This window comes from Pseudomonas sp. 32A (assembly GCF_052682255.1).
Window position 1 is genome coordinate 4,613,703 of the sequence record NZ_JBQYLY010000001.1, and the last position, 15,342, is coordinate 4,629,044.

The window sequence follows — 15,342 nt, forward strand, 5'->3', positions numbered from 1 at the left end:
TCCAGGACATACTCATGGACACCAAACTGCTCGATATCCTCGCTTGCCCGATCTGCAAAGGTCCGCTCAAGCTCAGCGCCGACAAAACCGAGCTGATCAGCAAGGGCGCCGGCCTGGCGTACCCGATCCGTGATGGCATTCCGGTAATGCTTGAAAGCGAAGCCCGCACCCTGACCACCGACGAGCGCCTGGATAAATGACCACCGCCTTCACCGTCGTCATCCCGTCCCGCTACGCCTCCACCCGTCTGCCCGGCAAACCGCTGCAGCTGATCGGCAACAAGCCGATGATCCAGCTGGTGTGGGAACAGGCCTGCAAAAGCAGCGCCGAACGGGTGGTGGTGGCCACCGATGATCCGCGCATTATCGAGGCCTGCAAAGGCTTTGGCGCCGAAGCGGTGCTGACCCGTGAAGACCACAATTCCGGCACCGACCGCCTTGCTGAAGTGGCCACTAAGCTGGGGCTGGCGGCGGACGCCATCGTGGTCAACGTGCAAGGTGACGAGCCGTTGATTCCGCCCTGCGTGATCGACCAGGTAGCGGCCAACCTGGCGGCCCATGGCGAAGCCCGCATGGCGACCCTGGCGGAGCCGATTGAAGACATCCAGACCTTGTTCAACCCCAACGTGGTGAAAGTGGTCAGTGACATTAATGGCCTGGCGCTGACCTTCAGCCGCTCCACCTTGCCGTGGGCACGGGATGCATTCGCCAAGCAGCCCGACGTGCTGCCGGTGGGCGTGCCTTACCGCCGCCATATCGGTATCTACGCCTACCGCGCCGGGTTCCTGCATGACTTCGTCAGTTGGGGCCCGTGCTGGCTGGAAAACACCGAATCCCTGGAACAGCTGCGTGCGCTGTGGCACGGCGTGCGCATCCATGTGGGCGATGCCCTGGAAGCGCCGCCGGCTGGTGTCGACACGCCTGAAGACCTCGAGCGCGTCCGTCGCCTGCTGGGGGCCTGATGCAGGTTCTGTTCGTCTGCCTGGGCAATATCTGCCGCTCACCGACCGCAGAAGGGGTGTTGCGCCACAAACTGCGTGAAGCCGGCCTGGCTGATCAGGTTGAAGTAGCCTCCGCGGGTACCGGTGAATGGCACGTTGGCAATCCACCGGACAAGCGCAGCCAGCGGGCGGCGCTGGAGCGGGGTTACGACTTGTCGGCCCAGCGTGCGCAACAAGTGTCCCGTGCCGACTTCTCCCGCTACGACCTGATCCTCGCCATGGACCAGAGCAACCTGCGCAACCTCAAGGCCATGCAACCAGCACAGGGCAAGGCGGACCTGGACCTGTTCCTGCGCCGTTACGACTCGGTGGTGGATGAAGTGCCGGACCCGTACTACGAAGGCGACCAGGGCTTTGAAACTGTACTCGACCTGATCGAACGCGCCTGTGACCTGTTGGTGATTGAATTGAAGGGCCGGTTATGACTTTGCAGGTGCAGGCACAGGTTTCGCTCAAACCGTTCAACAGCTTTGGCATCGACGTGCGAGCCCGGCTGTTTGCCGAGGCCCACAGCGACGCCGACGTGCGTGAGGCCTTGGCCTACGCCGCCGAGCAACAACTGCCGTTGCTGGTGATTGGTGGCGGCAGCAATTTGTTGCTGACCCAGGACATCGACGCGCTGGTGCTGCGCATGGCCAGCCAGGGCATTCGGGTCGTGCGTGATGATGGCGTGAATGTGGTGGTGGAGGCCGAAGCTGGCGAGGCCTGGCATCCGTTTGTGCTGTGGACCTTGGCCCAGGGCTTTTCCGGACTGGAGAACCTCAGCCTGATCCCCGGCACGGTTGGCGCCGCACCGATGCAGAACATCGGCGCTTACGGTGTGGAGATCAAGGACGTGTTCGCCGGCCTGACCGCCCTTGATCGCCACACCGGCGAGCTGCGGGATTTCAGCCTGGCCGAATGCAACTTTGCCTACCGCGACAGCCTGTTCAAGCATGAAGTCGGGCGCTGGCTGATCCTGCGGGTGCGTTTTGCCCTGAGTCGCGCCGTGCACCTGAAGCTTGAATACGGGCCGGTGCAACAGCGCCTGACTGAGCTAGGCATCGTGCAGGCCACTCCCAGCGATGTCAGTCGGGCGATTTGCAGTATCCGTAGCGAGAAGCTGCCCGACCCGGCGGTGCTCGGCAATGCCGGCAGTTTCTTCAAGAACCCGCTGGTGTCCCAGGCGCTGGCCACTGAGTTGCAGCTGCAATACCCGGACCTGGTGGCTTATCCCCAGGCTGACGGGCAGATGAAACTGGCCGCTGGCTGGCTGATCGACAAGGCGGGCTGGAAAGGCTTTCGTGACGGCGATGCCGGTGTGCATCGCTTGCAGGCGCTGGTGTTGGTCAACTATGGCGCGGCCACCGGCCAGGAGATTGCCGGGCTCGCGCTTCGCATCCAGCAGGACATCGAAAAGCGTTTCAAGGTTGTGCTGGAAATGGAGCCCAACCGCTATTGAACTAAGCTCGTTTTTTGACGCACCAAGCCCTGCATAGCGGGGCTTTTTTATTGTCGCTGAGTTAACTTAGCTGACTACCGATATTTTTTATCATCTCATAGATGCTGTTTATCAAAACCAGCTACGTGTTTGGCAGGAGGCGAAGGCCTGATGGACAGTGTTGATCTGAATGTGTTGCGCAGCGTGCTGGAGTGGCGCCGCGCCGGGCAGCGGGTGGTGCTCTACAGCGTGGTCCAGACCTGGGGCAGTGCGCCGCGTCCGCCGGGGGCCATGCTGGCCTTGCGCGGCGACGGCGTGGTAATTGGCTCGGTGTCTGGTGGCTGTATCGAGGACGACTTGATCGCCCGTTTGCAGGATGGCCGGTTGCTTGAAGATGGGCCGCCGGTGCAGCTTGTCACCTACGGCGTCACCCGGGACGAAGCGGCGCGTTTTGGTCTGCCGTGTGGCGGCACCTTGCGTCTGACCGAAGAGCGGGTGGGTGATCCAGGTTGGGTCGCTGAACTGCTGGCGCGCTGCGAAGCCCACGAGATTGTCGCCCGTGAGTTGGACCTGGCCACCGGTGAAGTGGTGTTGAGCGGTGCGAGCAAGACCGATGTGGTCAGTTTTGACGGCGAGCGCTTGCGGGCGATTTATGGTCCGCGCTGGCGCTTGCTGTTGATCGGCGCCGGCCAGCTGTCACGCTATGTGGCGGAAATGGCCCGGTTGCTGGATTTCGAAGTGCTGATCTGCGACCCGCGCCAGGAGTTTGTCTACGGCTGGGAAGAGCAGCACGGGCGCTTTGTGCCGGGCATGCCCGATGAAGCCGTGCTGAATATCCAGACCGATGAACGCACCGCTATTGTCGCGCTCACCCATGACCCGCGTCTGGATGACATGGCGCTGCTGACGGCCCTCAATTCCAAGGCGTTCTACATTGGCGCCCTGGGATCGCGGGTCAACAGCCAGAAGCGCCGGGAAAACCTCGCGGCGCTGGGGTTGAGTGCGGAGGCCATTGCGCGGCTGCATGGGCCGATTGGCCTGCATATCGGCAGCCATACGCCAGCGGAGATCGCCCTGTCGTTGATGGCGGAAATCGTCGCCATCAAGAACGGGATTGATCTGTTGCAGAAAAAGCCGTTGCAGGCAGCGGTCAGTTGACGGGCATCACCGCGATCATCCTGGCGGCGGGGCAGGGCAGTCGTTTTCGGGCTGAGGCCGGGGCGGATCAGGATAAGTTGCTGGCGCCCTGCGTGGGCCGGGATGGCATCACACGGCCAGTGATCGAACAGGTATTGGTGAATTTGCCAGCGGCGGTTGCCAGGCGCTGGGTGGTGACGTCGCCGAATCGCACCGAAGTCATTCGGCTGGCGCAGTTGCATGGCGGTGAAGTGCTCCTGCTGCGCTCGCCTGGAATGGGTGACAGTATCGCGGCGGCAGTGGCGGCTAACGGCACGTCCGATGGCTGGCTGGTGGTGCTGGGGGATATGCCGTTCATCCTGCCTGCGAGTATCGAGCAGGTGATGGCAGGCCTTGAGATCGACGGTATCAGCGTCCCGGTGCATGCCGGTCAGTATGGGCATCCTGTGGGGTTTGGCCGTTCATTCGGTCCTGCCTTGATGGCGCTGACGGGAGATCGTGGAGCAAAGCCATTGTTTGCCCTGGCTTCGGTGCAGGAAGTGGCAGTCGATGATCCCGGCGTGTTGTGGGATGTGGATGTGCCGGCGTTGTTGAACTTCCGCTAGCGGATAGCGCAGGCATAAAAAAGCCCCGCCTGATCACTCAGGCGGGGCTTTTGAGTGGCCGATGGAATCAGACGAGAGGTTTAGGCTCGTGTTCTTCTTCCAGGGCCTTGGGGTGGTGCTCTACCACTTCTTCAACGGAACGTTGGTTCTCGTCGATAGCAGGGGCAGTGTGCTCAACCACGGCTTCGGTGACCGGAGCAGGGGCTGCTTCGACCACTTCAGCGACGGCTGGAGCGGCTTCGGCAGCGGCCTTGGCAGCAGCGGCGGCCGCTTCAGCTTCCTTGCGACGACGACGCACTTCACGCGGGTCGTTCGGCGCACGGCCGTTTTCGGTCAGGGCGCTGGCCGGAGCGGCTTCAACCACCGGTGCTGCCACTTCGGCAACCACTGGCGCTTCAACCACAGGGGCAGGCTCGGCAACCACGGCCACAGGTTCAGGGGCGACAACCACTTCAGCGACTGGTGCTGGAGCTTCTTCGACCACTGGAGCAGGTGCTGGTGCTTCAACCGCTTCAACCACTGGGGCAGGTTCGGCAGTCCACTGGAAGGCGGTCTGTTCTTCGCGAACTTCACGTACTTCAGGGGTTGGCTCGGCAACCGGTGCTTCAACGGCGGCTTCAACCACGGGCTGTTGTTCAACAACAGCGGCAGGCTCGGCAACCACTTCAGCTTCAGGCTTAGGCTCGCGAACTTCGCGAACTTCACGCACGTGACGAGCTGGCGCTACTTCCACTTCCGGAACAACCGGGGCTTCGACTGGAGTCGTCGATTTAACCACAGGTGCTTCGACGGCAGGCGTCTCTACAATAGGGGTTTCCTGGATGGCAGCGGTAGCGGCTTCAGCTTGCTCGTTGGCCTGGGCTTCAGCAGGTGCGCTGATGACCGAGCTGGCAACGGCAGCGGTCACGGCCAGGCCGGCAGCCAGTTCGGCACCAGTCGGTTCGCCAGTCGCGGTAGCTTCACCGGTCTCTTCCGAACCTTCGATTTCATTGCCGTTGGCATCACGTTGACGCTCACGACGGTTGCTGCGACGACGCTGGCCACGGGAGCGGCGGCGTGGACGATCGCCTTCGGCGTTGTCCTGACCGTCTTCCTGTTGCTGATCTTCGTTGGACAGCAGCTCTTCTTCTTCACCGGCTGGAGCCGCTTGTTCGGCACGTGGTTGACGCTCTTCACGAGGAGGGCGTGGCGCGCGTTCTTCACGGGGCTGACGAGCTGGACGCTCTTCAGCAGTGGCAGCGGTGGCAGCAGCAGCGGCTACGGCTGGAGCGGCATCCAGCGGCTCGCGCAGTTCGCGCACACGTTCTTCACGCTCGCCACGTGGCTTGCGATCTTCACGTGGGGCGCGTGGAGCGCGCGGCGCACGTTCTTCGCGTGGTGCACGCTCTTCACGGGCTACGGTTGGCGTTTCTTCACGGGCTTCGCGCGGCTGGCGCTCTTCACGTGGGGCGCGATCTTCGCGTGGCGCACGTTCTTCACGAGGCTTGCGCTCTTCGTCACGGCGACCGTTGCGATTACGGCTCTGCTGGCGACCGTTGCGACGTTCTTCATTGCGTGCAGGGCGTTCAGCGGCAGGCTTCTCGACCACAACTGGAGCCACTGGCTCTTCCTTGGTGGCGAACAGGCTGACCAGCGACTTCACCAGGCCCTTGAACAGGCTTGGCTCAGGCAGGGCGGCAGGCGCGGCAACCGGAGCAGCGGCTTCAACCGGAACCGGTGCGTTGGCACGGGCAGGCGCGGTCTTGACGGCGGCTTCCTGGCGAACCAGGGTACGGGTCGCGGCGGCTGGCTGGACTTCTTCCACTTCGGCAGCGGCAGCAGCGATTTCGTAGCTGGACTGGTTGACGTGGGCTTCCGGGCTGTCATCACGCAGGCGCTGCACTTCGAAGTGCGGCGTCTCGAGGTGATCGTTCGGCAGGATGACGATGCGGGCACGGGTGCGCAGTTCGATCTTGGTGATCGAGTTGCGTTTTTCGTTGAGCAGGAACGCCGCTACCGGGATCGGCACCTGAGCGCGCACTTCGGCAGTGCGGTCTTTCAGGGCTTCTTCTTCGATCAGGCGCAGGATCGCCAGGGACAGCGATTCAACGTCACGGATGATGCCGGTGCCGTTGCAACGCGGGCAAACGATGCCGCTGCTTTCGCCCAGGGATGGACGCAGGCGCTGACGGGACATTTCCAGCAGGCCGAAGCGCGAGATGCGGCCGACCTGTACGCGGGCACGGTCAGCTTCCAGGCATTCGCGGACTTTCTCTTCCACGGCGCGCTGGTTCTTGGCGGGGGTCATGTCGATGAAGTCGATCACGATCAGGCCGCCGATGTCACGCAGGCGCAGCTGGCGGGCGATTTCTTCAGCCGCTTCCAGGTTGGTCTGCAGGGCGGTTTCTTCGATGTCGCTACCCTTCGTGGCGCGCGCCGAGTTGATGTCGATGGACACCAGGGCTTCGGTCGGGTCGATCACAATGGAGCCGCCGGAAGGCAGTTCGACTACGCGCTGGAAAGCGGTTTCGATCTGGCTTTCGATCTGGAAACGGTTGAACAGCGGAACGCTGTCTTCGTAGAGCTTGATCTTGCTGGCGTACTGCGGCATCACCTGGCGGATGAAGGTCAGGGCTTCGTCCTGGGCTTCAACGCTGTCGATCAACACTTCGCCGATGTCCTGGCGCAGGTAGTCGCGGATGGCGCGGATGATCACGTTGCTTTCCTGATAGATCAGGAACGGCGCCGAGCGATCCAGGGACGCTTCTTTGATGGCGGTCCAGAGTTGCAGCAGGTAGTCGAGGTCCCACTGCATTTCTTCGCTGCTGCGGCCCAGGCCGGCAGTGCGCACGATCAGGCCCATGTCGGCCGGAGCGATCAGGCCGTTCAGCGCTTCACGCAGTTCGTTGCGCTCTTCGCCTTCGATGCGACGGGAAATACCGCCGGCACGCGGGTTGTTCGGCATCAGGACCAGGTAGCGGCCAGCCAGGCTGATGAAGGTGGTGAGGGCTGCGCCCTTGTTGCCACGTTCTTCTTTTTCCACCTGAACGATGACTTCCTGGCCTTCGCTCAGGACGTCCTTGATGTTCACGCGGCCTTCTGGGGCTTTCTTGAAGTATTCGCGGGAGATTTCTTTGAGGGGCAGGAAGCCATGGCGCTCGGAGCCAAAATCGACAAAGGCAGCCTCAAGGCTTGGTTCGATACGAGTAATCCGGCCTTTATAGATGTTGGCCTTCTTTTGCTCGCGTGCACCGGACTCGATGTCCAGGTCGTAGAGGCGTTGGCCGTCTACCAGTGCAACACGCAACTCTTCGGGTTGAGTTGCGTTAATCAGCATTCTTTTCATGTTGTACCGTCGGTTTCCGGGCTGCCGGAAACGGCGTTCGGCACACACGACTTCTCACGGTCGGTGTCAGGTGCGTCAAGAGTGGTTGGCCACTCCAGTGTCCAGCAATACCCGCCAAAATGGGCGGTATCGCGACGTACGCTTCCTGCTTGCTGTGGTGACTTAAGCACTCAGTCAGGAGGAGGAATCAACCGGCGACTGTGGACGAGATGAAGCGTCTAAATATAAGCCTAGTGCTACACAGTCCGACGGTTGTGCATCTCCACCCTACACGTATCCCTGATAATTCGGGTGCTGCCGCGCGCAGAATCCGCAGCGGGTTGGCATTTACCGTGTTCTCCAATGGGGAGAACACGCTCATGGCTAAACAAGACCGGGTGTGGGCGACTGTGCTCTCACTCAGCTCGTAACAGGCGTTGTTTCCGAAGCATTCGCCGTGGTCTGGCTCAAGACTGACTGCACTTTGTGAACTGGCCGTAAATATCGGCGCAAAAGGCGAGTAATCACTCTGCTTTTTGCACTCGCTTCAGGCCTCATGTCACCTGCGCTTGTTACAATCTCGAGCCTTCCAAGGTGGCGAAAGCCCCGTAGGACGGCCTCGCGTCCTGATGAATTGCGATGGTCAGGGCCGGCAGTTTGCCGCTAGTCCTCTGTCCAGGCCGCTTTTGGCGGCGTTCGCGACTATAGCAGCAATGATTAAGTGCTTCAATTCCATAAAAAATTGTTATCATCGCCGCCATGACGACTACCGCCCCCCAGACCCCCAGCGTCCAGCTGCTCGAGGTCTCGCCGGAATATGCCGGCCAACGCATCGACAACTTTCTTCTTGCCAGGCTCAAAGGCGTGCCCAAGACCTTGATTTACCGCATTTTGCGTAAAGGCGAAGTGCGCGTGAACAAGGGCCGGATCAAGCCCGAGTACAAGCTGCAGGCGGGCGATATCGTCCGTGTGCCGCCGGTGCGGGTGCCTGAGCGAGACGAGCCGGTCCCTCTGGCTCAAGGCCTGTTGCAGCGCCTCGAAGCGTCGATTGTCTTCGAAGACAACAAGCTGATCGTGATCAACAAGCCTTGCGGCATCGCCGTCCATGGCGGCAGTGGCCTGAACTACGGGGTGATCGAAGCCTTTCGTCAGTTGCGCCCGGATGCCAAGGAGCTGGAACTGGTCCACCGTCTGGACCGTGACACCTCCGGCCTGCTGATGATTGCCAAAAAACGCAGCATGTTGCGTCACCTGCATGCCGCCCTGCGCGGTGATGGCGTGGACAAGCGCTACATGGCCCTGGTGCGTGGCAACTGGGCAACCTCGATCAAGAGCGTCCGCGCGCCGTTGCAGAAGAGCAATCTGCGCTCCGGCGAACGTATGGTTGAGGTGGACGAGGAGGGCAAGGAGGCGCTGACCCTGTTCAAGGTGCTGCGTCGCTTTGGTGACTTTGCCACCATGGTCGAGGCCAAGCCTGTGACTGGCCGTACCCACCAGATTCGTGTGCATACCCTGCACGCTGGCCACTGCATCGCCGGCGATACCAAATACGGCGACGAGGATTTCTCCAAGGAAATTCGCGACCTGGGCGGCAAACGCCTGTTCCTGCACGCCTACATGCTGACCGTGCCGCTGCCGGATGGCGGCGAATTGAAGCTGCAGGCGCCTGTCGATGAGATGTGGGCCAAGACCGTGGAGCGCCTGAGTGTCGCACCTTGACTACAAACTGCTGATCTTTGATTGGGATGGCACGCTGTGTAACTCCATTGGTCGGATTGTTGACTCGATGCACGCCGCGTCGACCCGAGCCGGCTATGCGTTGTGCGACGACTTGGCGGTCAAGGGCATTATCGGCCTGGGCCTGCCGGAAGCGATCCGTACCCTGTATCCGGAGATTGGCGATGACGAGTTGATAGCGTTTCGTCAGCACTACGCCGATCACTACATGGCGCTTGATGCCCAGCCATCGCCGCTGTTTGAAGGGGTGGCGCAGACCATGGAAGCGTTTCGTGCCGACGGCTATCACCTCGCGGTGGCGACCGGCAAGGCCCGTCGCGGCCTGGACCGGGTGCTCAAAGCCCACGGTTGGGAAAATTATTTCGACGCCACCCGTGCGGCGGATGAAACCGCCAGCAAACCCCATCCTCTGATGCTCGAGCAGATTCTCGCTCAATGTGCCGTGTCGCCTCGGCAAGCGTTGATGGTGGGGGATGCGTCGTTTGATCTGATGATGGCGCGCAATGCTGGCATGGACTCCGTGGCAGTGAGCTACGGCGCCCAGTCTGCCGAGGCGTTGCAAGCGTACGAGCCGAGACTGACGATTGACCGTTTTTCTGAACTGCAGGCCTGGCTCAGCCGGGCCCATTAAGTCTTTGCTGGGGTAGATGGCATGACCGATGAGTGGAAGGCGCCTGAAAAGGCTAATGCCGATAACAATGGCGATGACAGAAGCTGGAAGTTGCTGGAGAAGACCCTGCTGGCCAGTGTCCAGGAGCAGCGTCGCTCCCGGCGTTGGGGGATCTTTTTCAAGCTCCTGACCTTTATTTATCTGCTGGGCATGCTGGCGCTGTTCAGTCCGCTGATGGACATGGAGAAGAGCGCCACCCGAAGCGGTAACTACACGGCATTGATCGAAGTGCGCGGAGTGATTGCCGACAAGGAGTCTGCCAGTGCCGACAATATTGTCAGCAGCCTGCGGGCGGCCTTCGAGGATTCCAAGGTCAAGGCTGTGATTCTGCGCATTAACAGCCCGGGCGGCAGTCCGGTGCAATCGGGTTATGTGTATGACGAGATTCGTCGCCTGCGCGCGTTGCACCCGGACATCAAGCTCTATGCTGTGATTTCCGACCTGGGGGCCTCGGGTGCCTATTACATCGCCAGCGCTGCCGACCAGATCTATGCCGACAAGGCCAGTCTGGTGGGTTCCATTGGTGTGACGGCGGCCGGTTACGGCTTTGTCGGCACCATGGAGAAGCTTGGGGTTGAGCGGCGTACCTACACGTCTGGCGAGCACAAGTCGTTCCTGGATCCATTCCAGCCGCAAAAGGCTGACGAGACCCAGTTCTGGCAGGGCGTGCTCGATACCACTCATCGGCAGTTTATTGCCAGCGTCAAGCAAGGGCGCGGTGACCGGCTCAAGGATAAAGAACATCCGGAGCTGTTCTCCGGCCTGGTCTGGTCCGGTGAGCAAGCACTGCCGCTGGGCTTGATCGACGGCCTGGGCAGTGCCAGTTCGGTGGCACGGGATGTGATTGGCGAAAAAGAACTGGTGGATTTCACCGTTCAGGAATCGCCATTCGACCGCTTCTCGAAAAAACTCGGCGCCAGTGTGGCCGAGCAGTTGGCGATGTGGATGGGCTTCCAGGGGCCGACTCTGCGCTGAGACCTTGAGCGCGACATGGCTCAACGTGTGGGAGCTGGCCTGCCTGCGATAGCATCACCTCGGTGCAACTGATGTACCGAGGTGTTTGCATCGCAGGCAGGCCAGCTCCCACATTTGTTTGTGGTGTTCTCAGGGAATCTGCACGCCTTCGGCCAGCAGCATGTCCACCAGTCGGATCAATGGCAGGCCGACCAGGCTGGTAGCGTCCGGTCCTTCAGTGCTTTGAAACAGACTCACCCCCAGGCCTTCGGCCTTGAAGCTGCCAGCGCAGTCGTAGGGCTGCTCGATGCGCAAGTAGCGTTCGATGCGTGCCGTGTCCAGCGTGCGCATATGTACGGTGAAGGGGATGCAGTCGACCTGGCAGTGGCCGGTGGTGCTGTTCAGCACGGCCAGGCCGGTGAGGAAGCTGACCCGCTTGCCACTGGCCGCCAGCAGTTGCTCGCGGGCCTTCTCGAAGGTGTGGGGTTTGCCGATGATCTGGCCGTCGAGCGCTGCGACCTGGTCCGAGCCGATAATCAGATGCCCTGGATGACTGCCGGCGAGGGCGCGAGCCTTTTCTTCGGCGAGGCGCTTCACCAGTTCCACGGCAGACTCGTCCGGGCGGTGGCTTTCGTCGATATCCGGCGAACTGCAGATGAACGGCAGGTGCAGGCGGTTCAGCAATTCCCGGCGATAAACCGAGCTGGAAGCGAGTAATAAAGGCAGCATGGACGTCTCCTCAAGGCAGTCGCGGATTCTAGCGGGGAGGCCCGGTGACGGACAGGGCTGAATTTCCTTTGACATGGCCGGGTGCATCCCTATAATGCTGCGCCTATGTTGAATGACCCGATTCCACCTCACGTTGACCCGCGCAAATTGGCTGATCGTGGCACTACCCTTCAAGGTGAAGTGCTGCTGGCCGATTTGGAGAGACTCTGCGACCCGCTTTCCGACACTGTCGGTACGGTGCAGGCTAAATTCGTTTTTGAACGAGATGAACGTAAGTCTGTGGTAATCCACAGCTTTATCGACACCGAAGTCAAAATGGTTTGCCAGCGTTGTCTTGAGCTGGTCACCCTGCCGATCCACAGCGAATGCAGTTATGCTGTGGTGAAAGAGGGTGCGAATACCCAGTCGTTGCCGAAAGGTTATGACGTGCTGGAACTGGGCGAAGATCCTTTGGATCTGCAGTCACTGATCGAGGAGGAGCTTTTGCTCGCCTTGCCCATTGTGCCTGCTCATCATCCGGAAGAATGCCAGCAGCCGGCGGGTCTCGATGAGCCCGAACCGAGCGAGGACGAGGTAACGCGGTCCAACCCGTTCAGTGTATTGGCGCAGTTAAAGCGTGACCCAAACGTTTAGGAGTTAATCAATTATGGCTGTTCAGCAGAACAAAAAATCCCGCTCTGCCCGTGACATGCGTCGTTCCCACGACGCCCTGACGGCGAGCACTCTGTCTGTAGAAAAAACCACCGGTGAAGTTCACCTGCGTCACCACGTATCGCCAGAAGGCGTATACCGTGGCCGTAAAGTGATCGACAAGGGCGCTGACGAGTAATCACTTGTCTGCTCAAGTCATCGCGATTGACGCAATGGGCGGGGACTTCGGTCCCCGCAGCATTGTTCAGGCCTGCATTGCTTGCCTGTCTGCCACGCCCTCGCTGCACCTGACCCTTGTCGGTCAACCCTCCTTACTTGAAGAACTGATTGCCAGCCATCCGGCGGTGGATCGCGCGCGCCTGACTATTACGCCGGCCAGCGAAACCATCACCATGGATGAAAAGCCTGCACAGGCGTTGCGCGGCAAGCCTGATTCTTCGATGCGGGTGGCCCTGGAGCTGGTGCGTGACGGCAAGGCTCAGGCCTGTGTCAGTGCCGGCAATACCGGGGCGTTGATGGCGTTGTCCCGGCATGTGCTGAAAACCCTGCCGGGCATTGATCGGCCGGCGATGGTCGCGGCGATCCCGACCCAGCAGGGCTATTGCCAGTTGCTGGACCTGGGGGCAAACGTCGATTGCAGTGCCGAGCATCTGCTGCACTTTGCGTTGATGGGCTCGGTGGCGGCCGAAGCGCTGGGCGTGGCCCGGCCTCGGGTGGCATTGCTGAATATCGGCACCGAGGACATCAAGGGTAATCAGCAGGTCAAGCTGGCGGCGACGCTGTTGCAAAGCGCGCGAGGCTTGAACTACATCGGCTTTGTCGAAGGTGACGGGTTGTACCGCGGCGAAGCGGATGTGGTGGTGTGCGACGGGTTTGTCGGCAATATCCTGCTCAAATCCAGCGAAGGCCTGGCGACGATGATTGCTGCGCGCATCGAGGCCTTGTTCAAGCGCAACCTTGCGTCACGCGTGGTGGGCGCCCTGGCGCTGCCCTTGATGCGGCGCCTGCAGGCGGACCTGGCACCGGCGCGGCACAATGGCGCGAGTTTCCTGGGGTTGCAGGGCATCGTGGTGAAAAGTCACGGCTCGGCGGGGGTGCAGGGTTTTCAAAGTGCCATCCAGCGCGCCTTGATCGAGATCCAGGAAAACCTGCCGCAACGCTTGCACGGCCGCCTTGAGGATCTGTTGCCTTAGGCGAATCGGGCCGGAAATGCTTAAATGTGACCGGCCAGTTCAATTGACCATCCAATCTGTCAGTTTCTTGCGCTCCCACCTGTGGGGCGTCAATTTCCGACGACCAGATCATTAGGGGCTTGTTACATGTCTACATCCCTCGCATTCGTCTTTCCAGGGCAGGGTTCGCAGTCCCTCGGCATGTTGGCCGAGCTGGGCGCGGAACATCCGCTGGTCCTGGAAACTTTCAAGGAAGCTTCCGATGCCCTGGGTTACGACCTGTGGGCACTGACCCAGCAAGGGCCGGAAGCGCTGCTCAACCAAACCGACAAGACCCAACCGGCCATCCTGACCGCCTCCATCGCCCTGTGGCGCCTGTGGTTGGCTGAAGGTGGTGCGCGCCCGGCTTACGTTGCCGGTCATAGCCTGGGCGAATACAGCGCCCTGGTGGCCGCTGGCAGCCTGACCCTCGGTGAAGCAGTCAAGTTGGTCGAGCGTCGTGGCCAGCTGATGCAGGAAGCCGTTCCGGCCGGGCAGGGTGGCATGGCCGCCATTCTTGGCCTGGAAGATGCTGACGTGATCGCTGCCTGTGCCGAAGCGGCCCAGGGCGAAGTGGTCAGCGCCGTGAACTTCAACTCCCCTGGCCAGGTGGTGATCGCCGGCGCCAAGGCCGCGGTAGAGCGCGCCATTGAAGGCTGCAAGGCCCGTGGCGCCAAGCGTGCATTGCCGCTGCCGGTCAGCGTGCCGTCCCACTGCGAGCTGATGCGCCCGGCTGCCGAGCGTTTTGCCGAGTCGATCGCCGCGATCAACTGGCAGGCGCCTCAGATTCCGCTGGTACAGAACGTCAGTGCTGCGGTTGCGCCTGACCTGGAAACCCTCAAGCGCGACCTGCTGGAACAGCTGTACAAGCCGGTTCGCTGGGTTGAGTCGGTGCAGACCCTGGCCGCCAACGGCGTCACCCAATTGGTAGAGTGCGGCCCGGGCAAAGTCCTGGCTGGCCTGAACAAGCGTTGCGCCGAGGGCGTGTCGACTTCCAACCTCAATACTCCGGATGCCTTTGCTGCTGCTCGCGCAGCCCTGGCCTGACCTTTAATTTCCGAACCTAGGAGAAGCCTGCATGAGTCTGCAAGGTAAAGTTGCACTGGTCACCGGCGCTAGCCGTGGCATTGGCCAGGCGATCGCCCTGGAGCTGGGCCGTCTGGGCGCTGTGGTCATCGGTACCGCAACCTCCGCCGCCGGCGCCGAGCGTATTGCCGCGACGTTGAAGGAAAACGGCGTTCAGGGCACCGGCCTTGAACTGAACGTGACCAGCGATGAGTCCGTGGCTGCCGTCCTGGCTGAAATCACGGCGAAATTCGGTGCGCCGGCTATTCTGGTGAACAATGCCGGTATCACCCGCGATAATCTGGTGATGCGCATGAAAGACGACGAGTGGCATGACGTCGTTGATACCAACCTGAACAGTCTATTTCGCCTGTCCAAGGGTGTTTTGCGTGGCATGACCAAGGCTCGTTGGGGGCGAATTATCAATATTGGCTCTGTTGTGGGTGCCATGGGCAACGCAGGCCAAGTAAACTACGCAGCCGCCAAGGCCGGTCTGGAAGGTTTCAGCCGTGCACTGGCGCGTGAAGTGGGCTCGCGGTCGATTACGGTCAACTCGGTGGCTCCAGGGTTCATCGATACCGATATGACCCGCGAATTGCCTGAAGCGCAGCGTGAAGCGCTGCTGACGCAGATTCCGCTGGGCCGTCTGGGCCAGGCTCAAGAGATCGCGAATGTGGTCACTTTCCTGGCATCCGACGGTGCGGCATACGTGACTGGGGCTACAATCCCGGTGAACGGCGGGATGTACATGAGTTAAATTGTGACGGATCGCTTCAAAAAAATGTCATACGAGCTGTCTAAAATCCGTTATAAAGCTGCAATCTATTTATAGGCAGATGGCCAATAGGGTACGAGGGTG

At 61.0% G+C, this 15,342-nt stretch carries 16 protein-coding genes; 14 read left to right on the forward strand and 2 right to left on the reverse strand.

Features of this window, described 5'->3' with window-relative positions; genetic code table 11:
- The first annotated feature begins 14 nt into the window (after positions 1-14).
- From ACUN0G_RS21280 to ACUN0G_RS21305, 6 genes are all read left to right on the forward strand, one after another.
- A complete protein-coding gene (locus tag ACUN0G_RS21280; protein WP_003174668.1) occupies positions 15-200 on the forward strand; it encodes a Trm112 family protein in 186 nt (61 codons plus the stop codon).
- Entirely contained in the window at positions 197-961 is a 765-nt protein-coding gene (gene kdsB / locus ACUN0G_RS21285) for a 3-deoxy-manno-octulosonate cytidylyltransferase (RefSeq protein ID WP_445574205.1), read from the forward strand. Before ACUN0G_RS21280 ends, kdsB begins: the two co-directional genes overlap by 4 nt.
- Positions 961-1,425 carry a low molecular weight protein-tyrosine-phosphatase gene (locus ACUN0G_RS21290; protein WP_421525365.1) on the forward strand — a complete coding sequence of 155 codons (465 nt, stop codon included), beginning with the start codon at positions 961-963 and terminating at the stop codon, positions 1,423-1,425. Before kdsB ends, ACUN0G_RS21290 begins: the two co-directional genes overlap by 1 nt.
- A complete protein-coding gene (murB, locus tag ACUN0G_RS21295; protein ID WP_445574206.1) occupies positions 1,422-2,441 on the forward strand; it encodes a UDP-N-acetylmuramate dehydrogenase in 1,020 nt (339 codons plus the stop codon). The genes ACUN0G_RS21290 and murB overlap by 4 nt, the downstream gene beginning before the upstream one ends.
- A 150-nt stretch (positions 2,442-2,591) precedes the next feature.
- Positions 2,592-3,578, forward strand: a complete 987-nt coding sequence (locus ACUN0G_RS21300; protein WP_445574207.1) for an XdhC family protein — start codon at positions 2,592-2,594, stop codon at positions 3,576-3,578.
- On the forward strand, positions 3,575-4,162 hold the full coding sequence (locus ACUN0G_RS21305) for a nucleotidyltransferase family protein (protein WP_445574208.1): 588 nt from the start codon (positions 3,575-3,577) through the stop codon (positions 4,160-4,162). The genes ACUN0G_RS21300 and ACUN0G_RS21305 overlap by 4 nt, the downstream gene beginning before the upstream one ends.
- Positions 4,163-4,229: 67 nt before the next feature.
- Here ACUN0G_RS21305 and rne read toward each other — a convergent pair whose 3' ends face one another.
- Positions 4,230-7,487, reverse strand: a complete 3,258-nt coding sequence (gene rne / locus ACUN0G_RS21310; RefSeq protein ID WP_445574209.1) for a ribonuclease E — start codon at positions 7,485-7,487, stop codon at positions 4,230-4,232.
- Between the two features lie 738 nt (positions 7,488-8,225).
- Between rne and rluC the strand changes: the two genes are divergently transcribed.
- The 3 genes from rluC to ACUN0G_RS21325 are packed head-to-tail and all read left to right on the forward strand — an operon-like array spanning position 8,226 to position 10,848.
- Positions 8,226-9,185, forward strand: coding sequence for a 23S rRNA pseudouridine(955/2504/2580) synthase RluC (rluC, locus tag ACUN0G_RS21315; protein WP_063027926.1), 960 nt, complete (start codon positions 8,226-8,228; stop codon positions 9,183-9,185).
- Positions 9,172-9,834, forward strand: coding sequence for an HAD-IA family hydrolase (locus ACUN0G_RS21320; RefSeq protein WP_445574210.1), 663 nt, complete (start codon positions 9,172-9,174; stop codon positions 9,832-9,834). Before rluC ends, ACUN0G_RS21320 begins: the two co-directional genes overlap by 14 nt.
- 21 nt (positions 9,835-9,855) lie before the next feature.
- Positions 9,856-10,848, forward strand: a complete 993-nt coding sequence (locus ACUN0G_RS21325; RefSeq protein ID WP_258347217.1) for a S49 family peptidase — start codon at positions 9,856-9,858, stop codon at positions 10,846-10,848.
- 129 nt (positions 10,849-10,977) lie between these two features.
- Here the strand turns inward: ACUN0G_RS21325 and ACUN0G_RS21330 are convergent, their stop codons facing one another.
- Positions 10,978-11,556, reverse strand: coding sequence for a Maf family protein (locus tag ACUN0G_RS21330; protein ID WP_445574211.1), 579 nt, complete (start codon positions 11,554-11,556; stop codon positions 10,978-10,980).
- Positions 11,557-11,661: 105 nt separating this feature from the next.
- On the opposite strand from ACUN0G_RS21330, the gene ACUN0G_RS21335 reads away from it, so the two are divergent.
- The 5 genes from ACUN0G_RS21335 to fabG all read left to right on the forward strand — a co-directional run bounded on the left by ACUN0G_RS21335 (position 11,662) and on the right by fabG (position 15,240).
- Positions 11,662-12,189 carry a YceD family protein gene (locus ACUN0G_RS21335; RefSeq protein ID WP_017475815.1) on the forward strand — a complete coding sequence of 176 codons (528 nt, stop codon included), beginning with the start codon at positions 11,662-11,664 and terminating at the stop codon, positions 12,187-12,189.
- 13 nt (positions 12,190-12,202) lie between these two features.
- Positions 12,203-12,385, forward strand: coding sequence for a 50S ribosomal protein L32 (rpmF, locus tag ACUN0G_RS21340; RefSeq protein ID WP_004371305.1), 183 nt, complete (start codon positions 12,203-12,205; stop codon positions 12,383-12,385).
- A gap of 4 nt (positions 12,386-12,389) precedes the next feature.
- Positions 12,390-13,400 carry a phosphate acyltransferase PlsX gene (gene plsX, locus ACUN0G_RS21345; protein WP_256124531.1) on the forward strand — a complete coding sequence of 337 codons (1,011 nt, stop codon included), beginning with the start codon at positions 12,390-12,392 and terminating at the stop codon, positions 13,398-13,400.
- A 126-nt stretch (positions 13,401-13,526) separates the two neighbouring features.
- Positions 13,527-14,465 carry an ACP S-malonyltransferase gene (gene fabD / locus ACUN0G_RS21350; RefSeq protein ID WP_258347214.1) on the forward strand — a complete coding sequence of 313 codons (939 nt, stop codon included), beginning with the start codon at positions 13,527-13,529 and terminating at the stop codon, positions 14,463-14,465.
- Positions 14,466-14,496: 31 nt separating this feature from the next.
- Positions 14,497-15,240, forward strand: a complete 744-nt coding sequence (fabG, locus tag ACUN0G_RS21355; RefSeq protein WP_445574212.1) for a 3-oxoacyl-ACP reductase FabG — start codon at positions 14,497-14,499, stop codon at positions 15,238-15,240.
- Positions 15,241-15,342: the final 102 nt, after the last annotated feature.

Excerpts from the sequence above, each read along its gene's own strand:
- ACUN0G_RS21280 (WP_003174668.1), top strand. The coding sequence starts at position 15 with ATGGACACCAAACTGCTCGATATCCTCGCTTGCCCGATCTGCAAAGGT.
- kdsB (WP_445574205.1), top strand. The coding sequence starts at position 197 with ATGACCACCGCCTTCACCGTCGTCATCCCGTCCCGCTACGCCTCCACC.
- ACUN0G_RS21290 (WP_421525365.1), top strand. The coding sequence starts at position 961 with ATGCAGGTTCTGTTCGTCTGCCTGGGCAATATCTGCCGCTCACCGACC.
- murB (WP_445574206.1), top strand. The coding sequence starts at position 1,422 with ATGACTTTGCAGGTGCAGGCACAGGTTTCGCTCAAACCGTTCAACAGC.
- ACUN0G_RS21300 (WP_445574207.1), top strand. The coding sequence starts at position 2,592 with ATGGACAGTGTTGATCTGAATGTGTTGCGCAGCGTGCTGGAGTGGCGC.
- rne (WP_445574209.1), bottom strand. The coding sequence starts at position 7,487 with ATGAAAAGAATGCTGATTAACGCAACTCAACCCGAAGAGTTGCGTGTT.
- rluC (WP_063027926.1), top strand. The coding sequence starts at position 8,226 with ATGACGACTACCGCCCCCCAGACCCCCAGCGTCCAGCTGCTCGAGGTC.
- ACUN0G_RS21325 (WP_258347217.1), top strand. The coding sequence starts at position 9,856 with ATGACCGATGAGTGGAAGGCGCCTGAAAAGGCTAATGCCGATAACAAT.
- ACUN0G_RS21330 (WP_445574211.1), bottom strand. The coding sequence starts at position 11,556 with ATGCTGCCTTTATTACTCGCTTCCAGCTCGGTTTATCGCCGGGAATTG.
- ACUN0G_RS21335 (WP_017475815.1), top strand. The coding sequence starts at position 11,662 with ATGTTGAATGACCCGATTCCACCTCACGTTGACCCGCGCAAATTGGCT.
- rpmF (WP_004371305.1), top strand. The coding sequence starts at position 12,203 with ATGGCTGTTCAGCAGAACAAAAAATCCCGCTCTGCCCGTGACATGCGT.
- fabD (WP_258347214.1), top strand. The coding sequence starts at position 13,527 with ATGTCTACATCCCTCGCATTCGTCTTTCCAGGGCAGGGTTCGCAGTCC.
- fabG (WP_445574212.1), top strand. The coding sequence starts at position 14,497 with ATGAGTCTGCAAGGTAAAGTTGCACTGGTCACCGGCGCTAGCCGTGGC.